Below are 13,434 nucleotides of genomic sequence, written 5' to 3'. Positions count from 1 at the left end.
GCACCATGGAAATCCGGTTCTTCGGCGTTCGGGGCAGCATCGCGGTCTCGGGCTCGCGCATCGGCGGCAACACAGCCTGCGTGGAGGTCACCAGCCAGGGCCAGCGCCTCATCCTGGACGCGGGCACGGGCATCCGCTCCCTCGGCGAGATCATGATGCGCGAGGGCCCTCCCCAGAAGACGACGATGTTCTTCTCGCACCTGCACTGGGACCACGTTCAGGGCTTTCCCTTCTTCACCCCCGCGTACCTGGGCACCACCGAGCTGACAATGTACGGCCCGGGCGCCAACGGCGATCAGGCCCTGCAGAGCGTGCTCGCCCGGCAGATGGAGCCGCCCAACTTCCCCGTCCCGCTCTCCATCATGCGCTCGAAGATGGCGTTCGCCTCGGCCCTGCACGGCCGCACCGTCGAGGTGGGCCCCTTCCGCGTCACGCCCATCGACGTGCCCCACCCGCAGGGCTGTCTGGCCTACCGCATCGAGGCGGACGGCCACACCTTCGTCTACGCCACGGACGTGGAGCTGGCGCGCGACAGCCTGAGCGGCGACGTGGGCCGTCTGCTCGAGGGTGCCGACGCGCTCTGCCTGGACGCGCAGTACACGCCCGCGGAGTACGAGGGCAAGGTGGGAATGCCCAAGAAGGGCTGGGGCCACTCCACCATGGTGGACGCGGCGCAGGTGGCCCAGGCGGTGGACGCCCGCCGGCTGCTGCTGTTCCACCACGACCCGGCGCACAACGACGACGTGGTGGAGAACATGGCCGAGGAGGCCCGCAACCACTTCTTCGCCACCGAGCCGGCGCGAGAGGGCAAGCGCATCCTCCTGGGTCACACGGTGAGTGCATAGGGGGCGGTGCGATGCGCTTCGAATGCTATGGTGCCGCCACGGCGTTCGTTCTGCCGCCGCTGCCCACCATGCCTCAGCCCTCGGATGTCAGTCAGGTCCTGCTCTCGGTCGGCGGCCTCGTCGGGCGCGAAGTCGATCTCGATGCGTTCCTGCACACGCTCGTCGACCGCATCGCCGTGACGATGCAGGCCGATCGCGGCACGCTGTGGCTGTTGGACCCGGCGCGCGGCGAGCTGTTCTCCCGCGCGGCGCACCTGCCCGAGGTGTCGCAGATCCGGGTGAAGCTCGGCCAGGGTGTGGCGGGCCACGTGGCGCAGGTCGGCACGCCGGTGAGCCTGACGGACCTGAAGGGCGAGCCCCTGTTCTTCGCCGACATCGACCGGCTGACGGGCTACCGCACCACGAGCCTGCTGGCGGTGCCTCTGCGAGACGCGGAGGGCACCATCTACGGCGTGCTCCAGGTGCTCAACCGGCTGGGTGGCGGACGGTTCACGGAGGAGGACACCGATCGCTTGACGGCGATCGCCTCGCAGGTGAGCACGGCGCTGCAGAGCACCAGCCTCTACCAGGAGCTCAAGCGAGCGAAGGAACAGCCGCACGCGCCAGTGGGCTACTTCTTCAACCGCATCATCGGTGAGTCGGCGCAGCTCAAGTCCATCTACCGACTGGTACAGAAGGCGGCGCCCACGGACGCCACGGTGCTGCTGCGCGGCGAGAGCGGCTGCGGCAAGGAGCTGTTCGCGCGGGCCGTCCACGTCAACGGGCCTCGGAGGGACAAGCCCTTCGTGAAGGTGGACTGCGCGGCGCTGCCGGCCACGCTGATCGAAAACGAGCTGTTCGGCCACGAGAAAGGCGCCTTCACCGGAGCCGACCACCGGGTGCCGGGCAAGTTCGAGGCGGCCGACAGCGGCACGGTGTTCATCGACGAGATCGGTGAGCTGCCGCTGCCGGTGCAGGGCAAGCTGCTGCGCGTGCTGCAGGATCGCGAGTTCGAGCGCGTGGGCGGCACGCACACGGTCAAGGTGAACGTGCGCATCGTCGCGGCGACGAACCGCGATCTGGCGCGCATGGTGGCCGAGGGCAAGTTCCGCGAGGATCTCTACTACCGCATCAAGGTGGTGGAGATCGTCCTCCCTCCCCTGCGCGAGCGCGGAGGAGACGACATCGAGCGGCTGGCGCGGCACTTCGTGGCGGCGGCGGCGAAGCGGCACCGGCTGGAGCAACCGAAGCTGAGCGCGGCGGCGCTGGGTCGGCTCAAGAGCTACCGCTGGCCAGGCAACGTGCGCGAGCTGGAGAACTGCGTCGAGAGCGCGGTGGTGCTGTGCGAGGGAGAGATCCTCGAAGAGCACCTTCCCCTGCCCACGGTGGACCGGGTCGTGCCCGTGACCAGTGAGGCCACGGCCTCGGCGGCGCCGCCTCCAGGCTTGCTCCCGCTGGCGGAGGTCGAGCGGCGCCACATCCTCCATGTCCTGGAGGCGGTGAAGGGCAACCGCACGGCGGCGGCGAAGGCGCTGGAGATCGGCCGCAACACGCTGGCGCGCAAGCTCAAGGAGTACGGGCTCTCGGACGAGGGCTGAGCGCGGCGCCTCCCCACGGCGGGCCACTCCCCGCCACACCTTTACCGGGGAGGTAGAGGGACCATGCCCGCGAATCCGCAGAGCGTCAGCACGCTCATCATCGTCATGCTGGAGAACCGGTCGTTCGACCACATGCTGGGCTACCGGAGCCTGCCGGCCTATCGCCAGCCCGGCAGGCCCGTGGTGGATGGCATCCAGGTGGGCGCCGATGGCCGGACGCTGCCGGCCTTCCAATTCAAGAACATCGACTGCCGGCCCTACCCGCTGAGCAATCCGAACTTCCCGCCGAAGGACCCACCGCACAACCGGGCGAGCTTCCGCCGGCAACTGGGCACTTTCGACCCGGCGCTGAATCGCTACCCGATGGACGGCTTCGTCCCGGAGTACGCGCGGGCGCACCAGAACGACTCCCACTGGGGCCGGCCGGAGCACACGCGGATGGTGATGGGGTACTTCACGCCGGACGAGGTACACACGGCGCATTTCTTCGCGGACAACTTCGCCATCTCCGATCGCTGGTTCCAGCCGGTCCCCGCGGGGACACAGGCCAACCGGATGATGGCGCTCTCGGGCTTCAGTCGGGTCGAGGACAACGGCCTGGTACTGCCGGACCACGAGCTCGTCTACGACTTCTGCAACCGCAACAAAGTGCGCTGGCGCGTGTACAGCGACGGAGCCTTCCCCTTCACCTTCCTCGTCAAGAGCTGGCAGTTGCCCATCCTCACGCAGCACACGCACTTCCGGAGCTTCAGCCGCTTCGGCTTCGATTGGGCTCACGAGAGCAACACCAGCGCTCCCAGCATCATCTACATCGAGCCCGGCTACGAGGACGCCATGGACCCCGACCCGACGGACGATCACCCGCCCGTCACGGTAGCGCGGGCCCAGCGCTTCCTGGCACGCATCTACTCGGCGCTGCTGCTGAACCTGGAGCGCTGGTCGCGCACGCTGCTGGTCATCACCTACGACGAGAGCGGCGGCTTCTTCGACCATGTCTCGCCGCCACGCATCGCGACCCAGCCACCAACGGGCGTGCGTTACGCGCCCTACGAGTCGCTCGGCCCGCGCGTACCGCTCTTCGTCGTGTCGCCGCTCGTGGACGCGGGCCAGGTGCTCCGCCCTGCCCATGCCGAAGCGTTCGACCACACGTCCATCCTCAAGTTCATCGGCGAGCGTTGGGGCCGGACCGCGCAGAGCCGACGCTACTCGGACGTGGTGGCCGCACGCCCGGTGGGTTCGCTCACCGAGTGCATCACCCGCGACCAGCCCCGAACGGACGTGCCGGTCATCGCCCCTTCGGCTTCCCCCGGAGCGCTCTCCCCCGCCTTCGCCGAGGCGGTCAACTCGGCGATGCGGGACTTCGGCACGCGGGCGCTCGGAAAGGAACTCCCGCAGCTATGGCTGTCGGCGTGAGCCGTAAACAGAGCCCGGCGCTGCCTGTCAGTGCCGCTGCTCGATGAGCTCCACCCGGTAGCCGTCGGGATCCTCGACGAAGGCGATGACCGTGGTGCCGTGCTTCATCGGCCCGGGCTCACGGACGATCTTCCCTCCGGCCTGGCGGATGGCCTCGCAGGTGGCGCGGATGTCCTCCACCCCCAGGGCGACGTGGCCGTAGGCATTGCCGAGCTCGTACTTCGAGGTGTCCCAGTTGTGGGTGAGCTCCAGCGCGGGGTGGGTGTCCTCGGGGCCGTAGCCCACGAAGGCCAGGGTGAACTTCCCCTCGGGATAGTCCTTGCGCCGCAGCAACTTCATCCCGAGGACCCGCGTGTAGAAATCCAGGGAGCGCTCGAGGTCTCCCACTCGCAACATCGTGTGCAGGATTCGCATGCCCCCTCCTTGTCGCACGATTGACGGTCGAGGCGCAGTGCCTATCGTGGGCGCGCAACCCATTCTGAAGGGCACCACACATGACGACGATCACGACGAAGGACGGCACGCGCATCTATTACAAGGACTGGGGCTCGGGTCAGCCGGTGGTGTTCAGCCATGGCTGGCCGCTCACCGCCGACGCCTGGGAGGACCAGATGGTCTTCCTGGCCTCCAACGGCTTTCGCACCATCGCCCACGACCGGCGCGGCCATGGGCGCTCCAGCCAGCCCTGGGGCGGCCACGAGATGAACACCTACGCGGATGACCTCGCCGCGCTGATCGAGACGCTGGACCTCAAGAACGCCATCCTCGTGGGCCACTCCACGGGCGGCGGCGAGGTGGCGCGCTACATCGGCCGCCACGGCACGAGCCGCGTCGCCAAGGCGGTGCTGGTCGGCGCCGTGCCGCCCATCATGCTCAAGACCGCCGCCAATCCCGGCGGACAACCGATCGAGGCGTTCGACGGCATCCGCAAGGGCGTGGCCGCCGATCGCTCGCAGTTCTTCAAGGACCTGACCACGCCCTTCTTCGGCGCCAACCGCCCGGGCTCGAAGGTCTCTCAGGGCATGCGCGACAGCTTCTGGATGCAGGGCATGATGGGCAGCCTCAAGGCCGAGCTCGACTGCATCAAGGCCTTCTCGGAGACCGACTTCACCGAGGACCTCAAGAAGTTCGACGTGCCGACGCTGATCATCCACGGCGACGATGACCAGATCGTCCCGATCGACACCTCGGCCCGCCTCTCGGCGAAGCTGGTCAAGGGCGCGACGCTGAAGGTCTACCCCGGTGGCGATCACGGCCTCGCCGCCACCCACAAGGATCAGCTCAACGCCGACCTGCTGGCGTTCGCCCGGGGCTGACCCAGCCCCCTCGGGGGGAAGGGGCTGGCAGGCAGTGCCTCAGGGCACTGCCTTGGGCAGGGGGTTGGTGCCCTTCATCAGGCTGTAGCTGGTGATCAGGTTGCGGTAGTCGGGGATGTGGTTCGAGAACAGCGCCGCCAGCCCCTCCACGTCCCGGCGCCAGTCGCGGTGCAGCTCACAGGCGACGCCGAACCACGTCATGAGCTGCGCGCCCGCCTGCGTCATGCGGCTCCAAGAGGCGTCACGGGTGATCTCGTTGAACGTGCCGGAGGCATCGGTCACGACGAACACCTCGAAGCCCTCGGCGATGGCCGACAGCGCCGGGAAGGCGACGCAGACCTCGGTCACGACGCCCGCGAGGATGAGCTGCTTGCGGCCCGTGGCCTTCACCGCCTTGACGAAGTCCTCGTTGTCCCAGGCGTTGATCTGACCGGGGCGCGGGATGAACGGCGCCTTCGGGAACTTCTCCTTCAGCTCCGGGACCAGCGGACCGTTGGGGCCGTCCTCGAAGCTGGTCGTCAGGATGGTCGGGAGCTTGAAGTAGGCCGCGAGGTCGGCCAGGGCGAGCACGTTGTTCTTGAACTGATCCGGGTTGAAGTCGCGGACCAGCGACAGCAGACCGGCCTGATGGTCCACCAGCAGCACCGCCGCGTTGTCCCGATCCAGACGGCTATAGGGCTTGTTCATGGGTCTTCTCCGAGTGTTGGGTATTCCGCACTTCGCGGTCCCACTGCGGAGTACCCGGGCTCGGCACACTGCGCCATTCGATTTTTTCTGAAAGCGCCTCTCATTGACGCAGAGAGTCGACGCCTGGGCATTGAATCCTTCGAATCAAAACCTGAAGGCGCTTTCAAAGACTTCTTTACTGACAGAGAAAACGGCTCTAGAGGTGTCTTTGAGAATTGCGAGTGAACTCACCCAGTTCCCTCCGCATTCTGACGCATCGCGACACATACCCTGAGTCTGGCCCGGCGTGGATGCGTGCTAACCGCTTTCAAGACGAGGAGACGGGATTGAAAATCAGGAACCTGTTCGTGCTGCTGCTGCTCCCGTTGTTCATCAGCGCCTGCGAGTCCCCGGGACAAGCCTCCGGAGACACCGGCGTCGTGGCGCTCGCGCTGGATCAGAACGTAGCGCAGGGCAAAGCCATCACGGCCTCCTCCTATACGCAGGTCTACGCCGCGACGAACGCGAATGACGGCAACCGGGGCACCTACTGGGAAGGGGCGCCCAATGCCTATCCCAATACGTTGACGGTGAACCTCGGCGGCAACCACACCCTCAGCTCGGTCGTGCTGCAGCTCAACCCGGACAGCATCTGGGGCACGCGCACCCAGACGCTCTCCGTGCTGGGGCACAACGCGAGCACGAGCACCTTCTCGACCCTGGTGGGTTCGGCGACCTACACCTTCAACCCCGCGAGCGGCAATCAGGTGACGATCCCCGTGACGGCCACCGTCAGCGAGGTCCGCCTTCAGTTCACCGCGAACAGCGGCGGCACGGGCGGCCAGCTCGCCGAGTTCCAGGTCTTCGGCACGCCGTCCGGCGGAACGACGACCTATGCCCTGACCGTCAACAACGGCACGGGGAGCGGCTCGTACGCAGCCGGAACGGCCGTGAGCATCAGCGCCAACGCCCCTCCCTCCGGGCAGGTCTTCAACGGCTGGACGGGCGGAGTCGCCTCGAGCTTCGGCAACGCCAGCGCGGCGTCGACCACGTACACCATGACCGCGGCCGCGGCGACGATCACCGCGACCTACGCGGCGAGCACGGGCGGCTCCAAGTACGAGGCGGAGTCGGCGACCCTGAGCGGCGGCGCCGGCATCAACAGCAACCACCCCGGCTATAGCGGCACGGGCTTCGTGGAGGGCTACTGGACCCAGGGCGCCAGCACCCGGTTCAACGTCTCGGTCACCAGCGCCGGCTGGTACGACGTGAGCCTGCGCTACGGCAACGGCTTCGCGGACTCCAGCATCTCCCTCTACGTGAACGGCGCGAAGCTGGGCCAGAGCGCCCTGCCCACCACCGGCGCCTGGACGACGTGGGCAAACAAAGTCGAGACCGTCTACCTGAACGCGGGCAGCAACCCGGTGACCTACCAGTTCGACGCCGGGGACGGCGCGAACATCAACCTGGACTTCATCACCGTCGCGCCCACCTCCTCGCAGCGGGCCGACCTGACGGTGACCGACATCCAGTGGACGGCGGCCCACAATCCTCCCCAGGAGGGCGAGGCCATCACGCTGCGCGCGGTCGTGCGCAATAGCGGCACCGCGGCCAGCCCGAACGCTGCCCACAAAGTCTCCTTCCGAGTGAACGGCCAGGAGGTCGCGGCGGCGAACCCGACGACGTCCATCGCGGCCGGCGCGAGCGCGACGCTGACGGCGAGCTCCACCTGGTCCACCGCCAACGGCACCCATGCGATCACCGCCACCGTGGATCCGGACAACGCCATCGCCGAGTTCAACGACAACAACAACGGCTTCACCAAGAACATCACGGTGACGCAGCTCCCCGGTCCGGACCTCATCGTCCAGTCCATCTCCTGGACTCCGACCACGCCCTCGGCGGGCAACGCGGTCACCTACTCGGTGACGATCTCCAACAAGGGCCTCAATTCAACGTCCGGCACGGCCGTCGCGGTGCGGCTGGCCATTGACGGCGCGACGACCCTGAACGGCACCGGTCCCTCCTCCCTGGCCGCGGGCGCATCCGCCGTCGTCACCCTGGGCGGGACGTGGACGGCCACCAACGGCAACCACACCCTCCTCGCGACGGTCGACCCCTCGGGCGCCATCGCCGAGGCCGTGGAGAGCAACAACACCCTGGCCTCGAGCCTCTTCGTCGGTCGCGGCGCCAACGTGCCCTGGATCGAGTACGAGGCCGAGAACGGGCGGACCAACGGCACGGTCCACGGCCCCAGCCGCGAGCTCGGCACCATCGCGGGCGAGGCCTCGGGCCGCAAGGCGGTCGTGCTCAACGCGACCGGCCAGTACGTGGAGTGGACCACCGTCGCTCCCGCCAACGCCATCGTCGTGCGCAACAGCATGCCCGACGCGGCCGGCGGCGGCGGCATCCAGGCGACGCTGAGCCTCTACGTCAACGGCGCCAAGCAGGGCGTCCTCAACCTCTCCTCCAAGCAGGCCTGGGTCTATGGCGATGACGCCACGCAGTACAACAACCCCTCGGCCGGCGCCCCCCGGCGCATCTACGACGAGGCCCACAAGCTGCTGAGCACCACCATCCCCGCGGGCGCCACCGTCCGCCTGCAGAAGGACTCGGGCGACACCTCTCCGCACTACGCGATCGACTTCATCGACCTCGAGCTGGTGGCGGCGCCCCTTCCCAAGCCGGCGGGCTTCGTCGACGTCACCGAGGCGGGCAACGGCTGGGAGCCGGCGATCCCCAACGACGGCCTCTCCGACGACAACGCGATCAACCAGGCCATCTGGGCGGCCCAGGCGGGCCGGTTCGCGGGCGTCTACCTGCCGCCGGGCACCTACAACCAGACCAACAAGTACCAGATCAAGGGCATCCCGATTCAGGGCGCGGGCATCTGGCACACCAAGCTCTTCAACGCCAGCCTCCAGGAGGATGCGGGCTGGGGCCAGACGGGCTTCATCATCACCGGTGACGGCGCGCAGTTCCGCCACTTCGCCATCTTCGGCAACACGGACGGCCTGCGCACGCAGGGCGGCAAGGCCTGGGTCAACTCGGCCTTCAAGAACACCGTCATCGAGAACATGTGGGTCGAGCACGTCCAGTGCGGCTACTGGGTCGGCGGTCCGTCCGAGTCGACGAACCTCCGCATCAGCAACGTGCGCTTCCGCAACACGGGCGCGGACGCCGTCAACCTCTGCAACGGCACCAAGGACAGCGTGGTGGAGAACTCCCACGCCCGCAACACGGGCGATGACGCCTTCGCCATCTGGTCCGCGACCGATCTCTACCCCCAGCCGGCCACCAACAACGTCATCCGCAACTGCACCGTCCAGATCGTCTGGCGCGCGGCGGGCTTCGCCATCTACGGCGGCGTGGGCAACCGGATCGAGAACAGCGTCGTCTACGACACGCTCACCTACCCGGGCTTGACCATCAGCTCCGAGTTCAACCCCTACCCCATGCAGTCCGCCACCATCGACGGACTGACCATCGTCCGCAGTGGCGGCACCTACTGGGGCGGGCAGCAGTTCGGTTCGATCTGGCTGCGTGCCGACCAGAACCCGACCACCGGAATCACCGTCAAGAACGTCGACATCATCGATCCGACGTACCAGGGCATCAGCATCCAGAGCAACAACGGGGGCGTGTTCACCAACCTGGCCTTCCAGAACATCTCGATCAGCAACCCGACGAACTACGGCATCCAGGTGCTGCCCACGGCGCGGGGTGGCGCCACCTTCACCAACGTGACGGTGAACAACGCCCCCACCGCGAAGTTCGCCAACCAGGCCGGCTCCGGCTTCAGCGTCGTCAACGGAGGTGGCAACAACTGGTAGCGCTCGCCCAGCGCTGATTTCACGCGAGGCTGCCCATTCCGATGGGCAGCCTCGTTTCCGTCTATGTAGGCTCCAGCCCTCATGCGCTTCGACGACATCACGGTTGACCCCACTCGCATCATCTTCTGGGGCGCACGCGCCGCGCTGGAGGTCCGCAGCCCCCTGCCAGGAGTCCTCCGACTGCGGCACCTGCCCTGCCTGGGCCACGCCGCGCTCACGCTCCGCGAGCTGCCCGCCAAGCAGTCCTGGGCTGTGCTGGAGCAACCGGAGCGGCCGCTCTCGTTCCGCCAGGAGGCGCGCGGCGAGGTCGCGGTGGTGAGAACAGAGGAGCTGTCGCTGGAGGTGCAGCCCGATCAGGGCAGTTGGCTCCTGCGAGACGCCGCGGGGAAAGAGCTTGCCCGGTGCGAGGGCTTCTCGGGCGAGGCGATGCCCGACTACCCCGTGACGCGCTTCCGCTCACGGCTCGCGCTGCGCACCCCACCCGAGGAGGCCTGGCTGGGCTTCGGCGAGAAGGTGGGGGCGCTGGACAAGCGGGGCATGCACTTCGTCTTCTGGAACACGGACGTGCTGCCGCACCACCCGGACACGGATCCGCTCTACCAGTCCATTCCCTTCAGCATGGGCCTGCGAGACGGCGTCGCCTGGGGCTTCTTCCTCGACGAGTCGTGGAGGCTGGAGGCGGACGTCGCGGCCGAGAATCCCGCCCTCGTGAAGTGGGAGTCCTCCGGCCCCGAGCTGGATGCCTATGTCTTCGCCGGCCCCATGCCCGAGGAGGTGGTGCGGCGCTACACCGCGCTCACCGGACGCCATCCCCTGCCCCCGCTCTGGAGCCTGGGCGCCCAGCAGTCCCGCTGGGGCTACGAGAACGCGGGTGACATCCGCGCCGTCATCCACGGCTATCGCGCGGGGCGGCTCCCGCTGGACTCCGTGTACCTCGATATCGACTACATGGAGGGCTACAAGGTCTGGACGTGGGATCGCACCCGCTACCCGGACCCGGCGGGGCTGGCCAAAGAGGCAGCCGCGCAGGGCGTGCGGCTGATCACCATCATCGATCCCGGGGTGAAGGCCGAGCCGGGCTACCGCATCTATGACGAGGCGCTCGCCGGCGACTACCTCGTGCGAAACGACCGAGGCGGCGTGTTGCTCGGCGAGGTGTGGCCCAAGCCCGCCACGTTCCCGGACTTCACCCGCGAGCCGGTGCGCAAGTGGTGGAGCCAGCAGCACCGGGAGTTCATCGAGGCGGGCATCGCCGGCTTCTGGAATGACATGAACGAGCCGGCCTGCTTCAAGTTGATCAATGGCCAGGACACGTTCGCCATCGTCACGGCCGCCGCGGCGGACCTGGGCAAGGTGGAGGGGCCCACGCTGCCGCACGACGCCCGGCACGGCGACAAGCGCCACCTGGAGGTCCACAACGTCTACGCGCTCGGCATGGCGCGCGCGGCGTACGAGGGGATGCGCGAGTTCGCCCCGGAGCGCCGGCCCTTCCTGCTGACGCGCGCGGGCTCGGCGGGCATCCAGCGCTACTCCGCGGTGTGGACGGGGGACAACTCCAGCTACTGGGCCCACCTGGAGCTCTCCGTCACCATGTTGCTGGGGCTGGGCCTGTCCGGCGTGTCCTTCGCTGGCGTGGACGTGCCCGGCTTCCTGGGCCGGGCGAGCGGAGAGATGCTCGTGCGCTGGACGCAGCTGGGCGCCTTCTACCCCATGCTGCGCAACCACTCCGGCAAGGGCACGCCTCCGCAGGAGCCCTGGCGCTTCGGTGAGCCCTACCTCTCCCTCACCCGCCAAGCCCTGGAGCGGCGCTACCGGCTGCTGCCCACCCTCTACACGCTGATGCACCAGTCCTCGGTGGAGGGCCTGCCCGCGATGCGGCCCCTCGTCATGTACGCGCCGGGGGATGTGGAGGCGCTGCGCATGGATGACGCGTTCCTCTTTGGCAGAGACCTGCTCGTGGCCCCCGTGGTGCGCCAGAGCCGGACGCGGCGGCACGTGTACCTGCCCGAGGGCCGCTGGCTGCCCTTCTTCAACCTCGCACCCTCCGGGGAGATCGTCGAGGGGCGGCGGCACCTGCTGGCCGAGGCGCCGCTGGACACGGTGCCGCTGTGGCTCCGGGAGGGAGGAGCCCTGGCCCTCACCGAGCCCGCGCTGCACACCACCACGGCCAACTGGTCTCACCTCACCTGGCACATCCACGCGGGGCCTCGCGTGGAGGGCCGCTTGTACGAGGACGCGGGAGATGGCTACGGCGCGTCACGGGTGACACGGCTCGCGGGTGAGTGGACTGGAGGTCGGCTCGTGCTCGAGCGCAGCGTGGAGGGGGAGTTGCCCCAGGCGCGCAAGCAGGAGACCCTGTGCGTCTACGGCCTGTCCGCGCCACGCCAGGTACACGGAGCGCGGCAGCACCGCTTCGCGGACGGAGTCCTCACGGTGGAAGTCGAGGGCGGCTGGCAGCGGCTGGAAGTCGTTTCGTAGCAGGAGGGGCACACACATGAAGAAGGCATTGTCAGGGCTCGTGGCAGCGGTAGCGCTTGTCTCCCCGCAGCTGGCACAGGCGGAGACGATCTCCGTCTCCTGTGGCAGCGTGGGAATGGAGCAGACCCTCTGCAGGCAGGGTGTGGAGGCTTGGTCGAAGAAGACCGGGCACACCGTGCAGATCATGAGCGCGCCGACGGACTCCTCGCAGGAGCTGGCGCAACTCCAGCAGCTGCTGGCGGCGGGCTCGACGGATGTGGACGTAGCGCGCCTCGACGTCATCTGGCCGGGCATCGTGGCCAACCACTTCCTCGACCTGACGCCCTACTTCCCGGCGGAGGTGCTCCAGCAGCACTTCCAGCCCATCGTGAAGAACAACACGGTGAACGGGAAGCTGGTGGCCATGCCCTGGTTCACCGACGCGGGCCTGCTCTACTACCGGATGGATCTGCTGGAGAAGCACGGACAGAAGCCGCCCACCACGTGGCAGGAGCTGGCCCAGGTGGCCAAAACGGTGCTGGAGGCCGAGAAGAAGGCGGGCAACAGCAAGCTGGTGGGCTTCGTCTTCCAGGGCAAGGCGTACGAAGGCCTGACGTGCAACGCGCTGGAGTGGGTGGACTCCTTCGGCGGCGGCACGATCGTGGACTCCAAGGGCCAGGTCACCCTCAACAACCCCAAGGCCGTGGAGGCCATCCAGTTCTTCTCCTCGCTGGTGGGCAACGTGGTGCCCAAGGGCGCGCTGGCCTACGAGGAGGAGGGCGCGCGCGGCACCTTCCAGTCCGGCAATGCGGTGTTCATGCGCAACTGGCCGTACGCGTGGGCGCTGGCGAACTCCAAGGACAGCCCGGTCGCGGGCAAGGTGGGCGTGATGGCGCTGCCCAAGGGCGGCGCGGACGGCAAGTCCACGGGGACGCTGGGCGGCTGGAACCTGGGCGTGCCCAAGTACTCCAAGCATCCCGAGATCGCGGTGGATCTGGTGAAGTACCTGACGGGCCCCGAGGAGCAGAAGCGCCGGGCGGTGGTGGGCGCGTTCAACCCCACCATCGCGAGCCTCTACAAGGATGAGGAGCTGCTGAAGGCCAACCCGTTCTTCGCCAGCCTCTTCGACACCTTCATGAACGCGGTGCCGCGGCCGACGATCACCGGCGCGAAGTACAACCAGGTGAGCACCGAGTTCCGCAACGCCGTCTACTCCACGCTCTCCGGCAAGGGCACGGCGACCGAGAACCTCAAGAAGGCCGACACGAAGATCAAGGGCATCGCCAAGAACGGCAAGTGGTGAGCTCTCCGATTCGCTAGGCGGCAG

At 67.9% G+C, this 13,434-nt stretch carries 9 protein-coding genes; 7 read left to right on the top strand and 2 right to left on the bottom strand.

Annotated features, from left to right (window positions below):
* The first annotated feature begins 5 nt into the window (after window positions 1-5).
* From SYV04_RS31885 to SYV04_RS31875, 3 genes are all read left to right on the top strand, one after another.
* Window positions 6-845 (top strand): MBL fold metallo-hydrolase, encoded by an 840-nt coding sequence (locus SYV04_RS31885; RefSeq protein WP_321549741.1) that lies wholly within the window; start codon window positions 6-8, stop codon window positions 843-845.
* A gap of 11 nt (window positions 846-856) precedes the next feature.
* A complete protein-coding gene (locus SYV04_RS31880; protein WP_321549740.1) occupies window positions 857-2,422 on the top strand; it encodes a sigma-54-dependent Fis family transcriptional regulator in 1,566 nt (521 codons plus the stop codon).
* Between the two features lie 63 nt (window positions 2,423-2,485).
* Entirely contained in the window at window positions 2,486-3,835 is a 1,350-nt protein-coding gene (locus SYV04_RS31875) for an alkaline phosphatase family protein (protein WP_321549739.1), read from the top strand.
* A 27-nt stretch (window positions 3,836-3,862) separates the two neighbouring features.
* Here the strand turns inward: SYV04_RS31875 and gloA are convergent, their stop codons facing one another.
* Complete coding sequence (gene gloA, locus SYV04_RS31870) at window positions 3,863-4,249, bottom strand: lactoylglutathione lyase (protein WP_321549738.1); 387 nt, start codon at window positions 4,247-4,249, stop codon at window positions 3,863-3,865.
* An 80-nt stretch (window positions 4,250-4,329) separates the two neighbouring features.
* On the opposite strand from gloA, the gene SYV04_RS31865 reads away from it, so the two are divergent.
* Complete coding sequence (locus SYV04_RS31865) at window positions 4,330-5,151, top strand: alpha/beta fold hydrolase (RefSeq protein ID WP_321549737.1); 822 nt, start codon at window positions 4,330-4,332, stop codon at window positions 5,149-5,151.
* Window positions 5,152-5,190: 39 nt separating this feature from the next.
* On the opposite strand, the gene ycaC is transcribed toward SYV04_RS31865, so the two are convergent.
* Window positions 5,191-5,838: an isochorismate family cysteine hydrolase YcaC gene (ycaC, locus tag SYV04_RS31860; RefSeq protein ID WP_321549736.1), complete on the bottom strand. Its 648-nt coding sequence runs from the start codon at window positions 5,836-5,838 to the stop codon at window positions 5,191-5,193.
* Window positions 5,839-6,164: 326 nt separating this feature from the next.
* On the opposite strand from ycaC, the gene SYV04_RS31855 reads away from it, so the two are divergent.
* The 3 genes from SYV04_RS31855 (at window position 6,165) to SYV04_RS31845 (ending at window position 13,410) form a co-directional block, all read left to right on the top strand.
* A complete protein-coding gene (locus SYV04_RS31855) occupies window positions 6,165-9,650 on the top strand; it encodes a CARDB domain-containing protein (protein ID WP_321549735.1) in 3,486 nt (1,161 codons plus the stop codon).
* 81 nt (window positions 9,651-9,731) lie between these two features.
* The gene (locus SYV04_RS31850; protein WP_321549734.1) at window positions 9,732-12,128 is read left to right on the top strand and encodes a glycoside hydrolase family 31 protein; all 2,397 of its coding nucleotides are present in this window, start codon (window positions 9,732-9,734) and stop codon (window positions 12,126-12,128) included.
* Window positions 12,129-12,144: 16 nt separating this feature from the next.
* A complete protein-coding gene (locus SYV04_RS31845; RefSeq protein WP_321549733.1) occupies window positions 12,145-13,410 on the top strand; it encodes an ABC transporter substrate-binding protein in 1,266 nt (421 codons plus the stop codon).
* The last annotated feature ends 24 nt before the right edge of the window (window positions 13,411-13,434 follow it).

This window comes from Hyalangium ruber (assembly GCF_034259325.1).
Classification (GTDB): domain Bacteria; phylum Myxococcota; class Myxococcia; order Myxococcales; family Myxococcaceae; genus Hyalangium_A; species Hyalangium_A rubrum.
This window is presented reverse-complemented; position numbering and strand designations above follow the sequence as displayed.

Excerpts from the sequence above, each read along its gene's own strand:
- SYV04_RS31865 (WP_321549737.1), top strand. The coding sequence starts at position 4,330 with ATGACGACGATCACGACGAAGGACGGCACGCGCATCTATTACAAGGAC.
- SYV04_RS31845 (WP_321549733.1), top strand. The coding sequence starts at position 12,145 with ATGAAGAAGGCATTGTCAGGGCTCGTGGCAGCGGTAGCGCTTGTCTCC.
- ycaC (WP_321549736.1), bottom strand. The coding sequence starts at position 5,838 with ATGAACAAGCCCTATAGCCGTCTGGATCGGGACAACGCGGCGGTGCTG.
- SYV04_RS31850 (WP_321549734.1), top strand. The coding sequence starts at position 9,732 with ATGCGCTTCGACGACATCACGGTTGACCCCACTCGCATCATCTTCTGG.
- SYV04_RS31885 (WP_321549741.1), top strand. The coding sequence starts at position 6 with ATGGAAATCCGGTTCTTCGGCGTTCGGGGCAGCATCGCGGTCTCGGGC.
- SYV04_RS31880 (WP_321549740.1), top strand. The coding sequence starts at position 857 with ATGCGCTTCGAATGCTATGGTGCCGCCACGGCGTTCGTTCTGCCGCCG.
- gloA (WP_321549738.1), bottom strand. The coding sequence starts at position 4,249 with ATGCGAATCCTGCACACGATGTTGCGAGTGGGAGACCTCGAGCGCTCC.
- SYV04_RS31875 (WP_321549739.1), top strand. The coding sequence starts at position 2,486 with ATGCCCGCGAATCCGCAGAGCGTCAGCACGCTCATCATCGTCATGCTG.